Annotated in this window: 19 protein-coding genes; 2 read left to right on the top strand and 17 right to left on the bottom strand. The window is 31.9% G+C overall.

Translation table 11 applies throughout. The features are described from left to right. Positions 1-130 precede the first annotated feature (130 nt). The 15 genes from RIN63_RS05120 to RIN63_RS05050 all read right to left on the bottom strand — a co-directional run bounded on the left by RIN63_RS05120 (position 131) and on the right by RIN63_RS05050 (position 15,952). Complete coding sequence (locus tag RIN63_RS05120; RefSeq protein ID WP_310443615.1) at positions 131-1,825, bottom strand: DUF4932 domain-containing protein; 1,695 nt, start codon at positions 1,823-1,825, stop codon at positions 131-133. Positions 1,826-2,086: 261 nt separating this feature from the next. After that, a complete protein-coding gene (locus RIN63_RS05115; RefSeq protein ID WP_310443614.1) occupies positions 2,087-2,812 on the bottom strand; it encodes a hypothetical protein in 726 nt (241 codons plus the stop codon). Between the two features lie 81 nt (positions 2,813-2,893). Then, on the bottom strand, positions 2,894-3,718 hold the full coding sequence (locus tag RIN63_RS05110) for a polysaccharide deacetylase family protein (RefSeq protein WP_310443613.1): 825 nt from the start codon (positions 3,716-3,718) through the stop codon (positions 2,894-2,896). Between the two features lie 19 nt (positions 3,719-3,737). Continuing rightward, positions 3,738-6,146 (bottom strand): CotH kinase family protein, encoded by a 2,409-nt coding sequence (locus RIN63_RS05105; RefSeq protein ID WP_310443612.1) that lies wholly within the window; start codon positions 6,144-6,146, stop codon positions 3,738-3,740. A 23-nt stretch (positions 6,147-6,169) separates the two neighbouring features. Continuing rightward, complete coding sequence (locus RIN63_RS05100; protein WP_310443611.1) at positions 6,170-6,835, bottom strand: DUF4956 domain-containing protein; 666 nt, start codon at positions 6,833-6,835, stop codon at positions 6,170-6,172. Positions 6,836-6,849: 14 nt separating this feature from the next. Next, positions 6,850-7,548: a polyphosphate polymerase domain-containing protein gene (locus RIN63_RS05095; RefSeq protein WP_310443610.1), complete on the bottom strand. Its 699-nt coding sequence runs from the start codon at positions 7,546-7,548 to the stop codon at positions 6,850-6,852. A gap of 18 nt (positions 7,549-7,566) precedes the next feature. Then, positions 7,567-8,742 (bottom strand): glycosyltransferase family 2 protein, encoded by a 1,176-nt coding sequence (locus RIN63_RS05090; protein ID WP_310443609.1) that lies wholly within the window; start codon positions 8,740-8,742, stop codon positions 7,567-7,569. A gap of 111 nt (positions 8,743-8,853) precedes the next feature. Continuing rightward, positions 8,854-9,687 (bottom strand): glycoside hydrolase family 16 protein, encoded by an 834-nt coding sequence (locus RIN63_RS05085; RefSeq protein ID WP_310443608.1) that lies wholly within the window; start codon positions 9,685-9,687, stop codon positions 8,854-8,856. A gap of 197 nt (positions 9,688-9,884) precedes the next feature. Continuing rightward, positions 9,885-11,498, bottom strand: a complete 1,614-nt coding sequence (locus RIN63_RS05080; RefSeq protein ID WP_310443607.1) for a potassium/proton antiporter — start codon at positions 11,496-11,498, stop codon at positions 9,885-9,887. Positions 11,499-11,560: 62 nt separating this feature from the next. Then, positions 11,561-12,439, bottom strand: coding sequence for a pirin family protein (locus tag RIN63_RS05075; RefSeq protein ID WP_310443606.1), 879 nt, complete (start codon positions 12,437-12,439; stop codon positions 11,561-11,563). Between the two features lie 152 nt (positions 12,440-12,591). Further along, entirely contained in the window at positions 12,592-13,125 is a 534-nt protein-coding gene (gene thpR / locus RIN63_RS05070; RefSeq protein ID WP_310443605.1) for an RNA 2',3'-cyclic phosphodiesterase, read from the bottom strand. A gap of 188 nt (positions 13,126-13,313) precedes the next feature. Continuing rightward, complete coding sequence (gene uvsE, locus RIN63_RS05065) at positions 13,314-14,270, bottom strand: UV DNA damage repair endonuclease UvsE (protein WP_310443604.1); 957 nt, start codon at positions 14,268-14,270, stop codon at positions 13,314-13,316. A 201-nt stretch (positions 14,271-14,471) separates the two neighbouring features. Further along, positions 14,472-15,173, bottom strand: coding sequence for a hypothetical protein (locus RIN63_RS05060; RefSeq protein WP_310443603.1), 702 nt, complete (start codon positions 15,171-15,173; stop codon positions 14,472-14,474). After that, the gene (locus tag RIN63_RS05055; protein ID WP_310443602.1) at positions 15,170-15,325 is read right to left on the bottom strand and encodes a hypothetical protein; all 156 of its coding nucleotides are present in this window, start codon (positions 15,323-15,325) and stop codon (positions 15,170-15,172) included. The genes RIN63_RS05060 and RIN63_RS05055 overlap by 4 nt, the downstream gene beginning before the upstream one ends. A 159-nt stretch (positions 15,326-15,484) precedes the next feature. Further along, on the bottom strand, positions 15,485-15,952 hold the full coding sequence (locus RIN63_RS05050) for a flavodoxin domain-containing protein (protein WP_310443601.1): 468 nt from the start codon (positions 15,950-15,952) through the stop codon (positions 15,485-15,487). Between the two features lie 317 nt (positions 15,953-16,269). On the opposite strand from RIN63_RS05050, the gene RIN63_RS05045 reads away from it, so the two are divergent. Beyond that, the gene (locus RIN63_RS05045) at positions 16,270-17,607 is read left to right on the top strand and encodes an MATE family efflux transporter (RefSeq protein ID WP_310443600.1); all 1,338 of its coding nucleotides are present in this window, start codon (positions 16,270-16,272) and stop codon (positions 17,605-17,607) included. A 69-nt stretch (positions 17,608-17,676) separates the two neighbouring features. Here the strand turns inward: RIN63_RS05045 and RIN63_RS05040 are convergent, their stop codons facing one another. Then, complete coding sequence (locus RIN63_RS05040; protein ID WP_310443599.1) at positions 17,677-19,224, bottom strand: WG repeat-containing protein; 1,548 nt, start codon at positions 19,222-19,224, stop codon at positions 17,677-17,679. Positions 19,225-19,502: 278 nt separating this feature from the next. Next, complete coding sequence (locus RIN63_RS05035) at positions 19,503-19,847, bottom strand: (2Fe-2S)-binding protein (RefSeq protein ID WP_310443598.1); 345 nt, start codon at positions 19,845-19,847, stop codon at positions 19,503-19,505. A gap of 285 nt (positions 19,848-20,132) precedes the next feature. Between RIN63_RS05035 and RIN63_RS05030 the strand changes: the two genes are divergently transcribed. Then, complete coding sequence (locus tag RIN63_RS05030) at positions 20,133-20,483, top strand: winged helix-turn-helix transcriptional regulator (RefSeq protein WP_310443597.1); 351 nt, start codon at positions 20,133-20,135, stop codon at positions 20,481-20,483. Positions 20,484-20,519 lie beyond the last annotated feature (36 nt).

Here is a 20,519-nt window from a genome sequence, read left to right as displayed (position 1 = left end):
ATATTATATCACATAGATTCTATCAAATAAACTTACACATTATTAATGTTTATATCTAATGGAATAAAAACAATACCTGTATCAAGTCTACAGGTATTGTTTTTATTTGGATTAATCTCTTATTGCCTAACTACTGAAAGCTCCAAGTTTCTTTATCCTTATTATAAAATCCAGAATGCAATTCTTCTCCATCCTTCGCAACTATATAATCAGTTGGTCCATGGAAAATACTGTTGATATCTATGATGTCCTTTGCATCTTGGGCAGTATAAATTAATAAAGGATTCTTATAGTTCTGAGGATTTGGCATTGCGCTAATCATTATCATACCAGTGTCCTCATAGGTTTTGTCTGCAATTATCTTATCTTCCTCAACTTTAAAGGGGAATATATCCTTATGTTCTTCTAGCCACAAGTTGCCCTCCATTGTGCCATATGCAAGAATTATATAGTCACTAAGATCAAGGGTAACAGCATCAGTATCATTTATTATTTCAGCTTTAGGAAAGAACTTACTTTTTATTTTTTCCACATAGGAATAAATACCCTCCTGAATTTTTGCATCTTCCTCCTGTGTTGAGACTATTATTGCTACTTTCATAGAGTCTTTATTAATAAAGGCGGCATTAATTGGTCCTAAAAAATCCATTTTGAAGAAATCATCATCTAGATTTTGTTCAGATAGCTCTTTAAAAACCTTAATAATTTCTGGATAATAGCTTTCCAAAGTAGGATAATCATCTCGACTTATCTCGTAGAGTGCAAAGCTTTCACACAGTGCAGGGACATAGTAAAAACCATTTGTTATTTCATTTGCGATTATTGCATCATATGCTGACTGCCCTTGATCTAGATACACTAATCTTGCAGTAATTGCTCTTATAATATGTTCGTTTACAGAAATTTCCCAACTCGGATACGCCTGAGAACTCATCTGATTTTTTATCTTTGAATACAAATTATTATATTTATTAATCTCATCGATATGATTTTCAGTAATAGGATTAATAAAGGAATGACTAAACTCATGCCATACAATATAGCGAATAGTTTCACTTGAGTAAACCGGAACTATTTTCCTATTAATGTCTTCCATTATGCTTTGGGGACCGATTATACCATAGACATCGTATAGTCCATTTTCCGCCTCTACTCTAGGACCATAACCTCCTGCATGAAGCATAGGTGCTAAGATCAAGTTATAGGAGTTTACTCCCATACCATAGTAATCATCTAGTTTCTCAATTAATTCCATGTCCTTAATGTCCTTGTATACATTATCAATCATGGCCTGATAAAAAGGAATATTCTGTTCATAGTATTTATTAAAATCAGATTTCACAGTAAAATCTCTTAATTCATCAATAAATTTAAATACTTCATTCTCTCCTGATATTCTACCAGTCAAATCCTTTGGTAATATATTGTTTTCCTTTAAGTTTAGATTACTCGAAAGATTCAACATAAGGTTTGGTGGTGCATCATAACTGAATCCTTTTTTACTTAATTTATGAAAGGTTTTTACAGCCTTGTGATTCTTATATTTTTTAAAATGCTCTTTCATTTTATCCTTATAATCAAAATCAAATCGTGTTAATACATCATATTTAGCTTGCTGCTGCACTACGGTAAGCAACTCAATCCTCGGGTCAACAGTAATATTAAGTGTTCCTAAGTTTTGACTCACAGCTTCAACTAAATTGAAACTATGAAATTGGTCCGATTTCTTAAAGACATCCTCCTCTTTGTTAACATTAGCAGAAACTATGTAAATTAAAAGTAATAAAATAATGCATGAAGATAGTAAAAACACTTTTCTTTTCATAATAATAATCATTCCTTCCTATTATTGCTTTTTAAAGCAATTATGATTTTCCAATTTAATTACAAGTTTTACCTTCTTTCATATCAATCATACCTTCTATTATTATTGTTTACAATATATTAATTTATGATTTATCAATCTTTTACAGAACAAAAGTCCTATTTTTGATATTTCTTAAGACATTAAAAACAAGGCAAGCAGCTAGAAACTTCTAGTTAGGTTTCTAGCTGCTTTTTTAATGGACAAACTATAGTCTTCTCTTTAGAAAGAACGGTTGTTGCCCATTATAACATTTGGTATCCCTACATTGCGATACCTTGGTTGAGCCTGTGAGGTATTAGGATGAGGATATTTGTTGCTACTGGCAGAGTTTATATCAATTTCTAATGCAACTTTAACACATAAATCCTGAGTTAGAATATATGTGCCACAAGGTGTTGGTGTCAGTTCCGGTTCTCCACAAATTTCTGCTGATATACGAACAAATGTAGTAGCAGGACATGTTTCTTCAACAGGTTCTCCATTACATACTGGTCCACAAATACTTAAACCTCTTCTTGTTTCGCTAGCTCCAAATAAGCAAAGTTCAGTAGGACCTATGGGATAAACCACATTTAATTCATAGCATACAGTCATTTCACCTTCTACTTTATCTAATCCAAAGTCAAACTTAAGTCCAGAACATCCTGTAGGCGGGTCTACATCAGGTGGGTTAAATATTTCTACATTATCACCAATTATTACAGTTTGTGGGACTCCATCAATAGTTACAGTTACATTTTCAAGCTGATCTTCTGTAATGTCTTCACAAATGCTGAATACAAAGTGACTTAAATCAGCAAAGTCGCTATTATCTTCACCCACACCAGTTATATTATAACAAAATCTCTGGTTTTCACCGGGATCTGGGTCCAAATTTGAGGCTGCTAAATCAAGTTCATTTGCAAATGGTAATATTTTACCATTAGTTACAGTACTATAATCCACTACTAGAACGCACGGTTGGCCTTGAGTTATATTTAGTTGGAGTTTAAGTAATTTGGAATATCATAAATTATATGAGTTAAATTAAAATAATTGAGAATAGGTTATTACTTCAAAATCATTATTATGCTCATTAATAAACTTAATAATCTGTTTAAGCTTATCATTACTGTATGTCATGCCAAATTCATCATCTTCATCTCCAATTTTATGCAGTATTAAAAGGACTGTTTTAGATTCATTAAGGGTTTTCTTGAGTTGAGATATAACTTCATATTCAGTCATATCAGTTAGCAAATTTATTGCCTTAATTGGAAAATAAGAAGTATCAAGACCATCTAATATAATAATATTATTTGATGTTCTAATATTTCTATATCCCTCATTTTTCAGTTGATTAATTAAGTATGGGTTAACTTCTCCATAGGGCATTACCACCATATCACTAGATTTCGCAAGATATCTATTATCCATCCACCGTCTTGCCCTATTGAAATCTGAAAGAAGTTCGTCAGTATTCTGATATAAATTGACTTTATGAGAATAAGAATGATTTAGTAGATCCCACCCATCTAAATATAATTCAGCAAGTTCTCTATAAGATATATACTCTTTTTCAACAGTTAGTGAAGGAATTATGCATACACTTCCTTTATAACCATATTCTTTCATAACATCATAAGCCTCTGAATATACACTCTTCCAACCATCATCAAATATAAAAAGTATTCTAGTTTTATCTGTATCAATGGTAGGACTATGGCTTTGTATGGCATTTAAGCTTAGATTCCTTGCAATATAAAAATCCTTAATACTATTTATCAAAAATGTAATAGTTCTCGGATACATGAGTATAGCAACGATAAAAGATAATAGGACAATTTTTATTTTTATCTTAATTTTGATCATCCTCCACTATTGCAACAAATTATTTTTTGACTTTCTTAAAATCTGCTTTTAAGTATGAGTCCTGCTCTAGATATATTTCAACAGTCTTTTCCTCTGACTGAACTACACCATCCCAACCTACAAATACAAAACCAGGACTTGGTATAGCTTGCACTGTTATTGGAACATCTGTGAAATAAGTACCTTTCCAAATAGTACTTTTACCTAATATATCTACAGAATTAATCCTTACTTTTCCCCCCTCTTTTGTCTCAACTCTAATAGTAGCTGTACCAGTTAAACCAAAATAATCTAATATATGCTGATAAATGTATGAGGGTCTACCTAATGCAAACTTCTTCATAACTTCAACTTCATTTTTCCAGTTCTCAACATTTTTGCCATGGAGGTTCCATCTCATTATATGACTTTCTATATTAGGATAATAGATGTCTTCCATAGTTTCAATTTTATCTACTACAACTTCTGGGGAATAAATAGTATTCAATCTATCTGCAAAGATATTGATAAATTGACTTTTAAACTCATCATTCTCAAGCAATGATCTTAACAGAAAAGTAGACCATGGAGGATTTGGCCAAATTGGTCCATTTTCCTCGGTTGCTCTTTTTATTGAGTTATTTCTAGCTGCAATTTCACCTTGATATAAACCAAATCCATGATCTAAATCAAATGTCAACCATCGCCATCGTCCATCATGACCATAGGGTACATTGGATTTATAGGTTTGTGTTCTTTTACGCCATATCCGAACATTATTTCCTGGCCAGTCATCATTATCACAGTAAATTTGTAATACATTATATTCTATAAAATTATCAACATCCATTTTGGTCTTAATATACTCATAGTCCTTCTCACTTGTTACTCCATGTTCTTTTATATATTTAATTATTTGATTATAATCCATTTCATCACCAGCATATCCTTCTTGAATTTCAACTTCTGGATACCCCGTTGGGTTTTTTATTATAACTACATCCTCTGGATCCATATGATAATAGTGACTTAAATAGTTTGAATCATAGGCTTCTCTAATATTATGAATCCCATAGTACTCTCCATTTATATATAATATACTGGCTTTCGAACTCTGTGTATCCAAAGGGATAGGTGTCTCTATTAAACTTTGAATAAGGGCATCTCGAAATAGAGAATATCTTCTATCTGTGGCTGAAGCTCTAAGCAATATACGAGAAAATTGATTTATTTCTTTATTATTTACAAGGCTTTTTGTCTTGCCATTAAAAAAATCATAGTCAAAGTAATCTTTATCATCATAGTCTTTACTAGGTTTTAGTGATAATGTTTTTAATTCAGCAGCTCTAGATGTTCCACCATGAATACTAATACCTATCTTTTGAGTTAAACCCACTACTCCATCAGGCTCAATGAGTTCTACGCTAGCTTCTCTCTCCCAATTCTTTCCCTTTTGATTGTAATTAGCAGGTGTATCTCTAGTTATTTCACTATTAGGATTATTTATTATCCATTCATCAAAAATCTTTCCAGCAATATAAATACCCTTTTCGTAATCGAATAAATTATCTGGATCTATTACCAAAGAGATAACTGGCACATTATAGTTCTTATATATGTTTTTTTCCACGAAGTAACTCTGTGTAAGCACTTTACTTTTAGGATAACCTTCCTTATATGCTCTAACTCGAACTACAGTAGCAGCATTAGTTTTCTCTGGAATTAGTATTGACTCAGTATACTTTATTGACTTTTTTGTTGGAATAGATCCATCTAATGTATAATAAATTTCTGTATCCTCGTCATATTTGCTTAGAGTTAAGCTAAATCCTTTCGTGTAAAATCCATCACTATGAGAGAAAGTCGGACTACTTAATCTTTTTGTATTAGGCCCTTCTGTCAAAGTCTCCATATCATTAGATTTACTTGGAGTTCCCTCATCAAAGCCATATAAACTACAACCTCCATCATGAACTCTCCCATAAGAAATGTTCTCTCCCATAGTTCCTAGTACAAAAATATCTTTCCAATCATTATTAGGTGCAGTAAGAATTATTGCTTTATCTTTGCTTTTAAGTTTAAAACTTGCATGTAGTTCAGTATCAGAAGTCCCTTTATTTTTGCCTGATATCCATACAATGCAGAATGATTCTGGTTCTATTACCACATTAGGAAATGTCCATAAAAAAGGCTGTCTTGGCTCATTAGATAATCCAAAGTTCTGCAAATTCACAGATGCTTTTCCCCCATTATAGATCTCAATCCAATCCTCAAAATCCCCTTCACCATCCCTTATGCTATTACGATTGTTTGTCATTACCTCATTTATAACTAACTGATAATCTATATATTCTTGATTAAATCCTACTAACATGTCTCTTTTAAACCCTAAATACAATACTACTCCTATGCATAAAGCAACAAATACATATCTTAACTTCCAAGACATTGTTATCACCTTCTCATCTAAGTCTATCCAGTTACTTCGCCATCATATGAGACAATATGAACTTCTTCAATACCATCAATTGATCTAAAAGTCTTGACTAAAAAGTCTTCTTTTACAGATTTTAAAGTAATTTCATAAGTAACCTCAGTAAAATCTCTATTGGTAGTTTTCATACGCATCTTATATGGAATTTTATATTCCCTTAGAACATCTGATATTATTTTGGATTCTATTTCAACTCCCCGTAGTACAAGTAAGTAGCAATAATCTATGTATATAAGCTTGCTGAAAATAAATAACACTAATGCAATAACAATACTACCAATAATGGCAATCAAGAACTCTCCTGTACCTGCAGCCAAGCCTACAGCAATTCCCCAAAATAAAAAACCCATATCTCTGGGGTCTTTAATCACAGTACGAAAACGAATAATAGAAAGGGACCCTACTAGTCCAAGGGAAAGAGCAATATTTTTTCCAATTAACATCATAATAATAGCTATAATAACACATACCATAACTATTGTAATGTTGAAACTTTGGGAATAAATAACACCTGAAAAGGTTTTCTTGTAGACAAAGTAGATGAATAACCCTAGTAATGTTGCCATTATTATATTAAAAACAATCCTCTCAATACTAAAAGTGTCCATACCTCCAATTATGTTAAACAGGATTTCTTGACTCATTAGCTTATCCCCCTTTATATACCTAGAATATTTCTTCCCATACAATATTTGCTTATTTGTGATTTCTGAGTAGTAAAATTAGATAATGCTCTCCTCAAAAAAATAGGCAACATAAAATTGTACTTTATTTCTAATACATAAATATCATCATTAAATACTGGTACCATGGACAAACCATCTTTAAATAAATCCCACGAACTAAAAGAAGCATGTATATTTTTATCTAAGGTCACCCTAATGTTTTGAATATCATATACATATGCTTCTCTTTCATAATCTATAATAACCTTTGGTTGATAGATTTCATGATGCATAAAAACAAAAATCTTATTAGCAACCTTTTGATTGTAGTTAAGCAAGGGGTTGCTATCTCCTTTTATGAGTTTATTAGCATCTTCCCGAGATATAGTAACGGTTTCCTTTAAAACATAGTTATCAGATTTATTCTTCAATTCTAGCTTTACATATGTTGTTGATATATCATATATACGAAGTCTTATTTTTTTTCTAATGTTGTATCCCATGGTTTTCTCGTAGTAATCTCTATTTCCTACAGTATCAAAATATAAGCTTCTAATCCAATATGAGCCTGCTATATCTGCGTTGGAATCTATACACATATTCTTCTTCAAAAATATTCTTAACTCAGCTGCCTGTCTTTTGCTAATAAAATACTTTATCTCATGTCTGTATTTATTAGTTTGCTCCTTCAAATTGAATCCCCCATCGAATTATACATTATAATCATTATTAGTCCTATCTACCTTATGCCAATGCTTATTATCAAAATAATAAGTAACAGCTCCCTTTATAAAAAAGTAAATTCTTAAAAACTGAAAAAATAACATATCAAAAATAATCATAAAATAAAGTGATCTTGTTTTCATATGTGGTACATTTTTTTTAGCCTCTTTAATAGCTATAATTGAAGCAATAATATTGAATACTATTGTGGTCAATATATAAATATATGTCTTCAGAGGATAAGCATATAAAACTTTCATTAATACTAAGATGCCATTAATTAAAAACACAATAGTGGCAAAGGAGTTGCTTAGTAAAGCATCTATGATCATATAGAAACATACATTGCTCCTAAAAACATTTTTAAATAAGAATCTACTATTATTTAAAATAGCATCAATAAAACCTTTTTGCCATCGAATCCGTTGACTTATTAATCCCTTTAGACTTTCAGGGCATTCTGTATAGCAAATTGCATTTCTATCAAAGACTACTTTTTTATTGTGGTTTCTTGCATATTCTTGGAAGCGTATAGTTATATCAATATCTTCACCTAAACCTACCTTAAATCCACCAATTTCCATCAGGATACTTTTTGTAAATACACCAAAGGCTCCTGAAATTATACTTAAAGCATCATTATAAGCCAGTGACGCCTTGTAGATATAAAATCCCTTAATATAGTCTAGTGCTTGCATTAAAACAATTAGTTTCTGCTTCCCATCCAATTTAAACATTTGCATAATATGAACTACTCCCCCTGATGCGATAATATCTTCATCATGAAATGTCCTGTTCATACTCTCTAAGGCATCTTTCTCAAGAACACAATCACCATCCATTGTCACTATCAGTTCATGTTTTGAATGCAGAGCTCCAATATTTATACTATTTGCTTTTCCGCTATTATATTTGTCTATTACAGAAATAAATGAATACCTATTAGATTTATATATGCCTTTTACTTCATCTGGAAATAAAGACAAAGTACTAACTTCTAATTGTTCTAAATCTAATATCTCATTAAGAATTTCCAGAGTATTGTCTATTGACCCATCATTTATAAATATTACCTCAAAGTTATCATACTCAATATTAAACAAGCCTTGTATTGTATGTTTAAGTATTAGTGCCTCATTATAGCATGGCACTAAGATAGACATCCCTTTTTGAGGCACTTTGTATAGAATACCCTTATCTCTCAGTCTGCAAGAGCTTATCAAATGGTATATAGAGAAAAATGTACTTAAAAAAAGAATTAGAAAGAATAACATTTATAAATTCCTACCTTTCCTAAACACTGGTTCAATAGAGGTAGAAAGAATCTTGAATTCATTAGGAAATATAGTATCTCCATCAGGACTTCCTGGCCAATTTCCTCCAATAGCTTGATTTATTATTAAATACATATATTCCTGTGGTACCCCCAAGCTTGTAGTATATAGTTCCTCCTCATCTATATACCATGTTAGGGACTCAGCTTCCCACTCTAAGGCCACAGAGTATTGCTGTTTTTCTATTACCCTATGTACAAAATAATCTCTTCTTTGAATACCATTTTCTTCAAAGTGAACTACACCATAAAATATATCTGGTTCACTTCCTATCATCTCAAAGATATCTATTTCCGGAAGTGCCTCTCCATTTATGGGCAAGAGCCAGATTGCTGGAAATATCCCCCTCCCCTTAGAAATCACAATATCAAACTCAAAGCGGCCATATTTAAATGACTCTGTACTTTCTACTAGTCCTGAAGTATATATTTCTACTTCTCTATTTTCTTTTGTTGAGCTAATAACTATGATATCTTTGTCAAAAAATACATTATCTTTGCTATATGACTGCAGTTCATTATTGTATTTTTCTTCTCTATCAATAGCTATCCAACTTTCTATCTTATCTTTATCTATATGTTCAGTCTCATCAACGAATATTTCAGGCAAATCTATATTCGGTTTCTGTACCTTTGTTATAATCTCTTCATTTTGATTTTCTTTATCTATCACTCTAATTTGTTGTATACTATTTTTAAACTCTTTCATAAGTACAAGTAAGATAACCACTAACAATAAAGATATTAAAGTAGTTTTAATATATTTCCTAAACATAAAGGTACCCCTTTTACTTTTTCATAAAGATTTAAAGCTTAAATATACTTAGCTTTAGGATCTTGATTATATATCTTATTGAGGGTATCTTAATTTTATGATTCAATTTAAAAATTTGTACCTTTGTTTTTTTGCACTAAAAAAGCCCTGCACTTTGTGTGCAAGGCTTTTTATATATAAAACCTTAGGGCTTCTCCCTACATTTTGTCAACCCTTGGAAATTCAAGGGCATTCTCAGCCTTAATCATGATGACTTTATCATCTTCTAAGAGTAATGTATCACCAATTGGAACAATGATGTCACTACCTTTACGTTGCACCATGATGATAAGATGGTCAGGTGGTAATTCTAAGTCTTTGATGTATTGGTTCTCCCATTCATGACCACTTGGAATGGTAAACTCAGTTAGATCTTGCCCACTCTCATCAAAGTGTATTTCACCGCCTAAGATAATTAGGTCATTTTCTTCTATGGTTATTTGTCCTCTTGGAACAATGGTTTTGCCATCGCGTTCGATTTTCGCAACGATAAAATCAAAAGTTAAGTTCAAATCCTTTATCTGAGTACCTATTAAGCTACTATTAGGATGAATTCTTGTTTCCAAGAAGCCAATTTCCGCTTTGTTTTGATAGTAGTTGAAGGTCTGCAAGACTGTATCATTGGGATCTAGCATATCCCATCGTTTTGCTGCAGGTGGCATTAAGGAACCTTGAGCCAGTGAGGAAAGTACACAGATACCGAATACTATATGGTAAATATCAACTGAGATTATGGCATCACTATTTACGGCCATGATGGCAAAAGCAATGGCTGCAGCACCACGAATACCAGCCAGTGAAATCATTTTTAATTGATTGCCTTTGAGACGAAATGGCAACATAAGTCCATAAACCGTTGCTGGCCGTGCAATGATAGTCATAAATAACATAATAGCAAGTGCTATTGGAAATGTTCCTAAGAATTTTGTAAAGTTGGACAATAAACCCAAGATGAAAAACAGCCCAATCTGCATGATCTCAGTAAGCCCGTCAAAGAAAAACACAATATCACGCTTACCTCGAAACTCCATATTTCCAAGATAAATACCTAGGATATATAGGGCCAAATAGCCATTACCACCGAAAAGATTTGTCGAAGCATAAGTAATAAGCACGACAGAAGCCATAAAGACTGAATAAATACCATCTGCTTTGAATCTATGATTTTTAAGTAATTTTCCAATAATAAAAGCGAAGACAAAACCCATGATAATTCCAAGGGCTACCTGAGATAAAATCAGAATTGGTATAGATACTTTCGTGCCTGCAATTACGGATAAAAATACCATGGTCATTGTATATGCAGTCGGGTCATTTGAGCCACTTTCTAGTTCAAGTAATGATGCAGTATTGTATTTCAAGTTCAAGTTTTTCGAACGTAAAATATTCGATACACTTGCAAAGTCAGTGGAACCGACAATAGAACCAATGAGCATACCTTCTAATAATTCAAAACCTAGAATGAGATGACAAAATAAGCCTGTCAATAAAGCAGTGCCCACAACGCCTAAAGAACTAAGTATAATTGCTTCTTTTGCAACTGGTTTGGCCATATTCCAGTTAGTACCAAAGCCGCCGTAAAACATGATGACCATAAGTGAAACTGTAGCAAAGTTATCCGCAAATTTGAAATCCTCAAAGTCAAATCCTAGTGCACCAAATGCCATACCTAGTACAATAAATAATAATAACGCAGGTATCCCGTGCTTGTTGGAAAAACGGATGGCAAAAAGCGCAAGTATTAAAATAATTCCTACAATTAAATAATTCATATATTCTCCTTTCATATGAGACTTAATATTAAAATATTTTCTTATATTGCAATGAAATTTAATTAAAAGTCAGATGTGCCAAATTTTCCATTATTAAAGTCTTCGTTTGCCATACTCAATTCTTCCTTCGTATTCATTACAAAAGGACCACCAGCAGCAATAGGTTCATTAATTGGCTCGCCACTTAAAATGAATACCTTAGCATTTTCACTTATTCCTTCAATATTTACATCCCCATCTTCATTCTTAAATAGAATAAAATCCTTTGCCTTACACAATTCTTTATTTATCTTTATCTCACCATCAAGTACTAAAATCCCCATGTTAAAATTACTTGGTTCATTTATTTTTACATAAGTATTGTTGGTAATTTCTACAGTATAAATATTCATTGGTGAAAATGTCTTTGCTGGCCCTTCTACTCCATTAAATGTTCCTGCAACAATTATAACATTTCCTTTTTCATCTGGTAAAACTATTTTCCCCATATCTTCCTTGGTTATTGCTTGATATCTTGGTTCAACCATTTTATATTTTTTCGGAAGATTTACCCATAACTGAATTACATGGAAAATACCGCCTTTCAAACGGAATTGCTCTTCATGATACTCCTTATGGAGTATTCCAGATCCTGCAGTCATCCACTGTACATCTCCGGGATATATAACCCCATGATTACCCTTATTATCATGATGTTCAACAGCACCTTCAAAAGCAAAAGTTACAGTTTCAAAGCCTCTGTGAGGGTGTGGTCCTATTCCCTTTGGTGTTTTGCTAGGCGGAAATTCTATAGGTATATTATAATCCATTAGTATAAATGGAGAAAATCTCTCAAGTAAATTTTTACCTGAAGGGAAGTAATTACTAACCTTAAATCCACTTCCTACCCAATGGGTACGAGACCCTTCAAAAATTGTTTCAATTTCTCTCAATACTGGCATATAGACACTCCTGTTCTTTTATAAAATAAATCAAAAATTCTCCCATCTATTAACTTACCCTTAAATAATTCTTATAATCAAGTTTGAATAATCTTTTAATAAACAATTCAAACATATATTTTTGGTTAATGTGACAGAAAATATAAAGCTAATCACAAGGTTTTAGAAAAAAGTGTTGTATGAACTAGCTTTCCGTTAATGTTTTCACTTTCCATTAAATCTATTGAATTCACTTCAAATTGAATTTTACTAATTGATTCCTTTAGCTCATCTGAATTAAAGGTATTTATCAATTTAACTTTTCTCCCAATAGTAAGATGTGGTTTATAGTCTCTTTCTTCTAGTTTAAATCTTCTTTCCTGTAGTAGATTATGAAGTTCTTCTTGTATATCCATTAAATCTTTATTCTCAGTAATCCCAAACCAGTAAATATTCCCATCATTACGCTTAAAGTATCCTAAATCAGACAAAGAAAGAGTAAACGGAGCAGCGTTTAAAAGTTTCATTGCAGATATAATATCCTGTACTCTTTCCTCAGATATCTCTCCTAGGAACTCCAATGTCAAATGCATATGATCTGTACTTACAAATCTTCCCTGTTTAGCATATTTCTTAATGCTTTCCATTATATTATTAATATTATTTTTAACATACTCATCAAAGTCAATAGCTATAAACAATCTCAAATTATCACTCCTATTATTTTATTAAATAAATTTGTAGTTCTCTTAAGTACTACTTATATTCCCCAGAAATTATTCTTATAATCGGATTTAGATGTCCTTTCAAACCTCCATTATTAAACATATATATATAGATTAGTTTTGATTATAGAAAAGACCTAACTAACTTAAGTTAATTTAGGCCTTTTACATTATACTTTAAATGTAGAAGTATCAATCCATTCAAAGTCCTTTCTAATATCCTTAATAGATTTTACAAGATCGAAGAGGGCTAAATCTTTCATCTTGGCTTCAATCATTATATCTATATCTGTATTAAAATCCCTACAGGTCTCTATAAAATCAATAAATTCATTTGGGTTAATAAAATCTGCATGTCTTCTATCAGTAGGAGTATCCTTAGGACTTGAAAAGTGTAGTTTTGGTGGAAGTTTTTCCTTACTCCATGTAAGAAATATTTCACCTAATAGTTCCTTAACATCTTCACCTTCATTATTGCAAAGATGATGGTGAGCATCTAAGACCATTGGGATACTTAAATTCTTACATAATTCAAGAGTCTCTTTAGCAGTAAAAGTTTTATCATCATTTTCTAAGATTATTTTAGATGTAATTTCCCTTGGATAAGTATTGAAATTTTTCTTAAATCTTTCTAAGGATTCATCTTTACCACCAGCTCCACTTCCCACATGAAGTACCATTTTACCTAAAGGATAATCTATATCCTTAAAGAGATTTGCGTGAAACCATAGATTGTTTTTTGTGTTTTCAACTATCCTTTTATCCACACTATTTATTACATTAAATTGGTCTGGATGAGTGTCAACTCTCATGTTGTTTTTTTTAATAAAATCTCCGATTATTTGAAAATCAATTTCAAAATATCTTCTATAATCCCAATTTACTTCTGGATGAGTTGCTAATGGTACAAGGGCAGAGGTAATTCTATAAAAATGAATATTATTCTTTACATTATATTCTAGGATATCTTTTAAAGCTAAAATATTTGAATAGGTAACCCGTTTAAGCTTTGATATCTTTTCTTCTTCACTGAATAACTTCTGATAATATGTATATGTTACATTACTAGAGGATGTAACTTTAGGAAGCCCCAGTGCAATGGCAACATAGCCTAGCCTAACTATCATAAAAGACACCACCTTTTGATTATGGGTATAGTATGTGTATTTTTTGATATGTTAGTATTATTAAAAATCTTTATTATGAAGCTTTGGATAATACTCCCCTACAGGACTATAATCAAGTATATGATTTTCATTAAGTAGTAATGATTCTAATTGGCTAAGGTCTTTAAGAGGGTTTATATCGGTTATTTTATTATTATTTAATTAGTGCATATTAATGTATAGATTCAACGCATCATGGTACACATCAATTTTTGTCTCCTGGGGTTCAGTTTCTTCATTCAAAACAAGATCCACCATGTGATGCGGAGTTTTTCCGCCGATAGCCATGGATTTAATGCAGGAAACGCAATAGACCACCACATCCTGACAAGGCATCTGGGAGGCACGCTTTTTCTGTAGTTCTGTGACTTTTTCGATTGGCAGCTTTGGATAAAAATTATCACCACAGCATATTGATTTTGTCCCACTAAATTTAGAGTCAATAATTTCTATCTTCATTTTCTGCAAAATGCTTCTGACTGCTTCATGAACCTGTGGCTTGGGTCGGTATGAACAAGAGTCCTGCACCGAAACTGTCAGCCCGGTATGATCCGGCAAAGCGAGATTTTCGATGCTGTCCAATACTTCCCATAAAGAAATTGTTTGTATTCCTTCATATATGGAACGAAATCTTCTATCACAGCCTGCACAATTATTAATAATAGTAGAGCCATGAGGTAGTTGTGGATCATGGCGGCAGCAAATGTTGTGAAGCTTCACCGGTCCAAAGTATTTATTAAGCATATTTAATATATTATGTTCAGATTCAGGTTTGTAAATACTTAATGCACATCCTGGATTAAAATAACACTTTTCCATATCAATATTAGAAATCTTAATGCTCGAAATCCTAATTTCATTCATTTACTAATCCTCCTAGATTCTCTATCACCACTATAAAATCCATTATGATGTTTAAAATTGGGTGATGTATATAAATCATAAACTTCACGAACTTTATCCGTTACAACCCCTTGAAGAAAAGCCTTTGCTATGCCTTTTTGATTATTTATCATATAAACTCTCTCTCCTTTTTCTACTAATAATTTACATTACCTTATTTTTATTATAACCTATCCAGAGGTGTGCGGTAGCAAGATACTGGTATTAATAACCATATCTTGCTCATGTCTTATTAACTTATTATCTTAATTGGTTTTCCGAAACAGCAAAATTTAAAGAGATGCTATTAGCTCTCTTATAAATATTTCTGCTTTTATTAAGTCTTTTTCGTTAGGATGTCCCTGGGATAATCTTCCCATAAAATTGAATATCTTTTTATCAGTAAACTCACTTGGAGAGAAGCTACCTTTACAGGCAAAACTTCCTTTATTGATCCCTCCTATAGATTCTATAAGTTTAATTAGACCATTGTTATAGAACTTCATTCCAACTCCACTGGTAGAAAACACAAAAGTATACTTTCTCTCTAAGTCTAATTTTTCTACCAATCTATATAATTTCTGATGCGTACTCTCTCTATATACTCCGGAACCAAATCCAATAAGGTCGTAACTTTCTATATTAATATCTTTAAAATCCTTTATATTAATTAAGTCACAATCAATATTTTTAGCAAATATATTTGCGATTTTTTCAGTTTGCTTTCTATACTCTGAGAAATATAAAATTAAGACCTTCATATATGCATCTCCTAACTAAAAATTTAAATTCATCAGGCACTGCTGCCATTAAAACACCTTAAGCTTAACTGCGAAAGTTCTACTAGCCACATAACAATTCCATTGGCACTTGCATAAGTAACAAATCCTCCCTCAGTTCTGCGTCCTTTTGCATTTGATTTTGCAGTTTTAAATAGAGCATTTGTCGCATTTAAATCAGTGTAACACTCTTTAATTAATAATACAATGAACAGTCCATTAAATTCTTAAACTTGCATATTTTACTCCTTTAATCTATGATAATATATGTATAAATAAAATGACAAGAAGGGATAACTTTGACAGAAGGAAAAATTTCAAAATCAATAATATTATTTGCATTTCCAATCTTATTAGGTAATCTATTTCAGCAGCTTTATAATGTAGTAGATTCCCTTGTAGTTGGTAATGTATTAGGTAAGGAAGCTCTTGCTGCAGTTAGCTCCACTGGCAGTTTAATTCACTTAATTATAGGTTTAATTGGTGGAATATTCGTAGGGGCAGGTGTAATAATCGCCCGCTATTATGGGGCAAAAAACCAAAAAAGTCTATCCATAGCTGTTCATACCACTATTGCATTTGCATTTATAGCTGGAGCAATAGTAACAGTAATTGGAGTTGTATTTACCCCATGGTTATTAAAGTTAATGGGTACACCAGATGATGTCTTTGCAGATTCAGTTACATATTTAAGATTGTATTTTACTGGCGGAATAGGCATTGTTATGTATAATGCTTGTATGGGCATATTTCAGGCAGTTGGCGATAGTAAACGGCCTCTCTACTATCTGATTATAGCATCAATTATAAATGTAGTATTAGATATATTGTTTGTAGCTGTATTTAACTTTGGTGTAGGTGGTGTAGCTGTTGCTACAGTCATATCTCAATTTGTCAGTGCAATACTGGGCTTTACTAAACTTACCAAAGTAGATGGTGATTACAAATTATATATAAAGAAAATAAAGATTGATGGTGAAATGCTAAAAAGCTTAATGAAAATGGGTTTACCTACGGGTGTTCAAAACTCCGTAGTTGCATTTGCTAATGTTATAGTCCAATCAAATATTAATCAATTCGGATCTATTGCTATGGCTGGTAGCGGTAGTTATACAAAACTTGAAGGATTTGCATTTTTACCAATTACAAGTTTTAGTATCGCTCTTACAACCTTCATCGGCCAGAATATCGGTGCTAAAAAATATGACCGAGTAAAAGAAGGTGCCCGTTTTGGATTGATAGCTGGTTGTTCCTTGGCACAAATAATTGGTGTAATAATATGGTTCTTGGCACCAAAACTAATAAGTTTCTTTAATTCAGATCCAGCAGTTATTGAACAGGGAGTTATGAGAGCAAGGATTATATGCCTTTTCTACTTCTTACTAGCACTTTCACATTGTTTATCTGGTATACTTCGTGGAGCTGGAAAAACTAAAATACCGATGATTGTTATGTTAGTAAGCTGGTGTCTTATCAGAATAACCTATATAACTGTAATGGTAAAAATAATACCAGATATAAGGGTAGTTTTCTGGGCATATCCTCTTACTTGGTTAATTAGCTCAGCTGCATTTATTGTATATTATAAGAAAACGAATTTGTTAACGGAGTTTAATGTAAAAAAGGAAGTTTTTTAAACTTCCTTTTTGCATTTTAGGAATGACAGCTTACCTGATAAGATTTCGCTTTTGAACTTAAATTAAATATTATTTCGTATTAATCTGAACATTTTTATTTATGTCATCCCAATAAACATCAAACTTCAAGAAATGACCTAATTCTCTAAGCTTAAAATAATTATTTCCATTAATAACATATCCTGCTATACTAACATCAATACCGTTAATATATATTTTAGACTTGGATAATAATCCAATCCTTGGAACTCCGTCTCCCTTGGCAAGCTCACTGCCTACCATAGTATAAGGCATTCCTAAATTCAAGGTGATGTCATTTTTCTCTTTGTCCCATACTACATCAAACTGGCTTTTCGTATCACTAAGAACCTTTGCAATATCACGAAGCTTGAAATAATTGTTATTATCAATTAGATATGCATCAAAATCTATCTTTTTTCCATTGACAAATACTTGAGACTTTGTTGGAATTGCTTGTTTCTTTGATGCTAATTCCAGTAAAATTGGATTACGAATAATCATCTGTTTATCATCTTTTTTAACCCAAGCAGATCCTTGGGAAAAGACTTGAGCGTCATCATAAATTAAAGGAATGACTACTTCTCCTGTTTTATCAATATATCCATACTTACCATCCTTTTTTACTAGAGCTAGACCCTCAGAAAAACTATTTGCAGAGTCATAAATCAAAGGAATGATTAGCTTTCCGCTTTTGTCAATAAAACCATATTTATCTATTCCATAATGTCCTGTAGAATAATTATCATCTATATCCTTAGCAACTAACGCTAGACCTTCGGAAAAATTCTTTACTTCATCATAATCATCTAGAGAAATTACTTCTCTTCCAGTTTTATCAATAAAAGCCTCTCCACCATCAACTTTTTCAACCCAGGCCAATCCTTCATTAAAATATCTTACATAATTATATTTTATCGGAATAACTATTTTTCCAGTTTTGTCAATAAAGCCGGAAAGACTTCTTCCGTTTGAATTTTTATACACCCCTGCCAGACCTTCAGAAAAACCATTAACATTTGCATATATAGCTGGTATAGCTAGTTTTCCGTTTTTATCAAGAAAACCCCATTTCCCTGTATTTATTACAAATCCATCTGAGGGAGCTGATGAACCATTTAAAAATCTACTCATTCCTTCAGAAAAGTTGTCAGCAAAACCCTCCGCAAGATTGAAAACTTCTTTTCCTGTTTTATCAATAAATACAGTTTTATTATTAATCATGATCTTAGAAAGCCCATCTGAAAAATTATAGTCTAGAGGATAATTAGTAGAAATAATTTCATTTCCCCTATTATCAATATAAGCATATCCATTAAATGTTCTTATCAAAGCTAATCCATCAGAAAAATTACCTGCATATAAATATTCTATAGGTATTACTTCAAGTCCATTTTCATTAATAAAACCATATCGCCCATCCTTATTGACTCGTGCCACCCTGTTTAAAAAAGGTCCTACACTTGAATATTCTGTAGTCAATTCAATTGTTTCAAGTTCTTCTTGAGTATAGGACTTCGCATACGCACATGGTAAGATAGTCAAAATTATAATAACTGTTAAACAAAGAAAAAAAACTCTTTTTTTAGTTTGTCCCATTTTAGTGCCTCCCAATCTTCATTATTTTTCCATTTGGCTTACTCTTTGAATTATACATAAAATACTTAGGTATATCAAGCGATCTTATAGAGAATTCACCACTCTAAGATTTACGCTCTAATAATCCTCTCAGGTTGATATTTAATATATAATTCAGTTGATTTGCACCAATCATGATTTCTCCTGCTCATGTGATCAAAGTCTACAAAACAGGCGGTTTTTGAATAAAAAAGTCCCTCAAACCTAAGTCTAAGGGAGTTCATAAATTTTTTAGTTGTTTATCTTCCTAAATCAATAATGTTTTGAATAAGGCCTTTACATTTTCCACATTCTTCTCCAGTCACTTCATCTGCACCTGTTCCAGCACCTGTTATTTCTCCAACCTTTTCTACTGTGTCAGCACCATTCTTAACTGCATTTACTACTGCCTCTAAAGAAACCTTCTTACAACCACAAACAGAAGAGAGTATACCTTCTAATTCACTTTTACATCCCTCACATTCAGTACATACGCCTGCAAGCTCAACTAATTCATCTATAGTTCTTGCACCAGAAGTCATTGCTTTTCTGATTGAAAGATAATCAACATCATTTTTAATACAAATTACTTTATTTTTTGCCATTTTAAACTGTCTCCTTCTCATATATATTTATTATCTAGTATATCATTTTCTATTAATTAATACTAATCATGAATGAACCGTTCATTTGTAAAAAACACTCTTAATGGCTTTAAGAAAGAGGTATAACTATACCAAGAGATGTTTATTAACTTCTTCCTTGCTTATTGGATTAAGTAATGCATTTACTAGCTCTATTTAGATATTGATATATATTATTTGATTATCAGCAATTTTTTCAGTATAATCATTAAATAAAAAGTGTAACATAATAAACGAGGTGACATAATGCCAAATTTAGGCGGTAAAACATTTAATTGCGAAAAGGAATTAACTCTTGCAATAATTGGTGGTAAATGGAAAATGCTGATTTTGTGGTATTTAGGCAAAGAAGGAACAAAACGATTTGGAGAATTAAAAGCTCTTATGCCTGGTATTACCCAAAAAATGCTTGTTAATCAATTGCGAGAACTTGAGGATCACTTAATTGTTCATCGTGAAGTTTATCCTGTAGTTCCTCCAAAGGTTGAATATTCACTTACTGAGCATGGAAAAAGTCTTTTACCGATTTTAGATGCAATGTATGATTGGGGTAAAGATTATATTAAGAATGTAATAGAAAAGGACACTGAGAGTTAATAAGTGTTTTAGCATAAAAAGTTTTTACTAGGATAA

This window comes from Tissierella sp. (assembly GCF_031460495.1).
In the GTDB taxonomy this organism is placed as follows: domain Bacteria; phylum Bacillota; class Clostridia; order Tissierellales; family Tissierellaceae; genus JAVKTS01.
This window is presented reverse-complemented; position numbering and strand designations above follow the sequence as displayed.

Coding starts and splice junctions, on each gene's coding strand:
- RIN63_RS05120 (WP_310443615.1), bottom strand. CDS start 1,825: ATGAAAAGAAAAGTGTTTTTACTATCTTCATGCATTATTTTATTACTT.
- RIN63_RS05110 (WP_310443613.1), bottom strand. CDS start 3,718: ATGATCAAAATTAAGATAAAAATAAAAATTGTCCTATTATCTTTTATC.
- RIN63_RS05105 (WP_310443612.1), bottom strand. CDS start 6,146: ATGTCTTGGAAGTTAAGATATGTATTTGTTGCTTTATGCATAGGAGTA.
- RIN63_RS05100 (WP_310443611.1), bottom strand. CDS start 6,835: ATGAGTCAAGAAATCCTGTTTAACATAATTGGAGGTATGGACACTTTT.
- RIN63_RS05090 (WP_310443609.1), bottom strand. CDS start 8,742: ATGTCTATCTTAGTGCCATGCTATAATGAGGCACTAATACTTAAACAT.
- RIN63_RS05085 (WP_310443608.1), bottom strand. CDS start 9,687: ATGTTTAGGAAATATATTAAAACTACTTTAATATCTTTATTGTTAGTG.
- RIN63_RS05080 (WP_310443607.1), bottom strand. CDS start 11,498: ATGAATTATTTAATTGTAGGAATTATTTTAATACTTGCGCTTTTTGCC.
- RIN63_RS05075 (WP_310443606.1), bottom strand. CDS start 12,439: ATGCCAGTATTGAGAGAAATTGAAACAATTTTTGAAGGGTCTCGTACC.
- uvsE (WP_310443604.1), bottom strand. CDS start 14,270: ATGATAGTTAGGCTAGGCTATGTTGCCATTGCACTGGGGCTTCCTAAA.
- RIN63_RS05060 (WP_310443603.1), bottom strand. CDS start 15,173: ATGAATGAAATTAGGATTTCGAGCATTAAGATTTCTAATATTGATATG.
- RIN63_RS05055 (WP_310443602.1), bottom strand. CDS start 15,325: ATGATAAATAATCAAAAAGGCATAGCAAAGGCTTTTCTTCAAGGGGTT.
- RIN63_RS05050 (WP_310443601.1), bottom strand. CDS start 15,952: ATGAAGGTCTTAATTTTATATTTCTCAGAGTATAGAAAGCAAACTGAA.
- RIN63_RS05040 (WP_310443599.1), bottom strand. CDS start 19,224: ATGGGACAAACTAAAAAAAGAGTTTTTTTTCTTTGTTTAACAGTTATT.
- RIN63_RS05035 (WP_310443598.1), bottom strand. CDS start 19,847: ATGGCAAAAAATAAAGTAATTTGTATTAAAAATGATGTTGATTATCTT.
- RIN63_RS05030 (WP_310443597.1), top strand. CDS start 20,133: ATGCCAAATTTAGGCGGTAAAACATTTAATTGCGAAAAGGAATTAACT.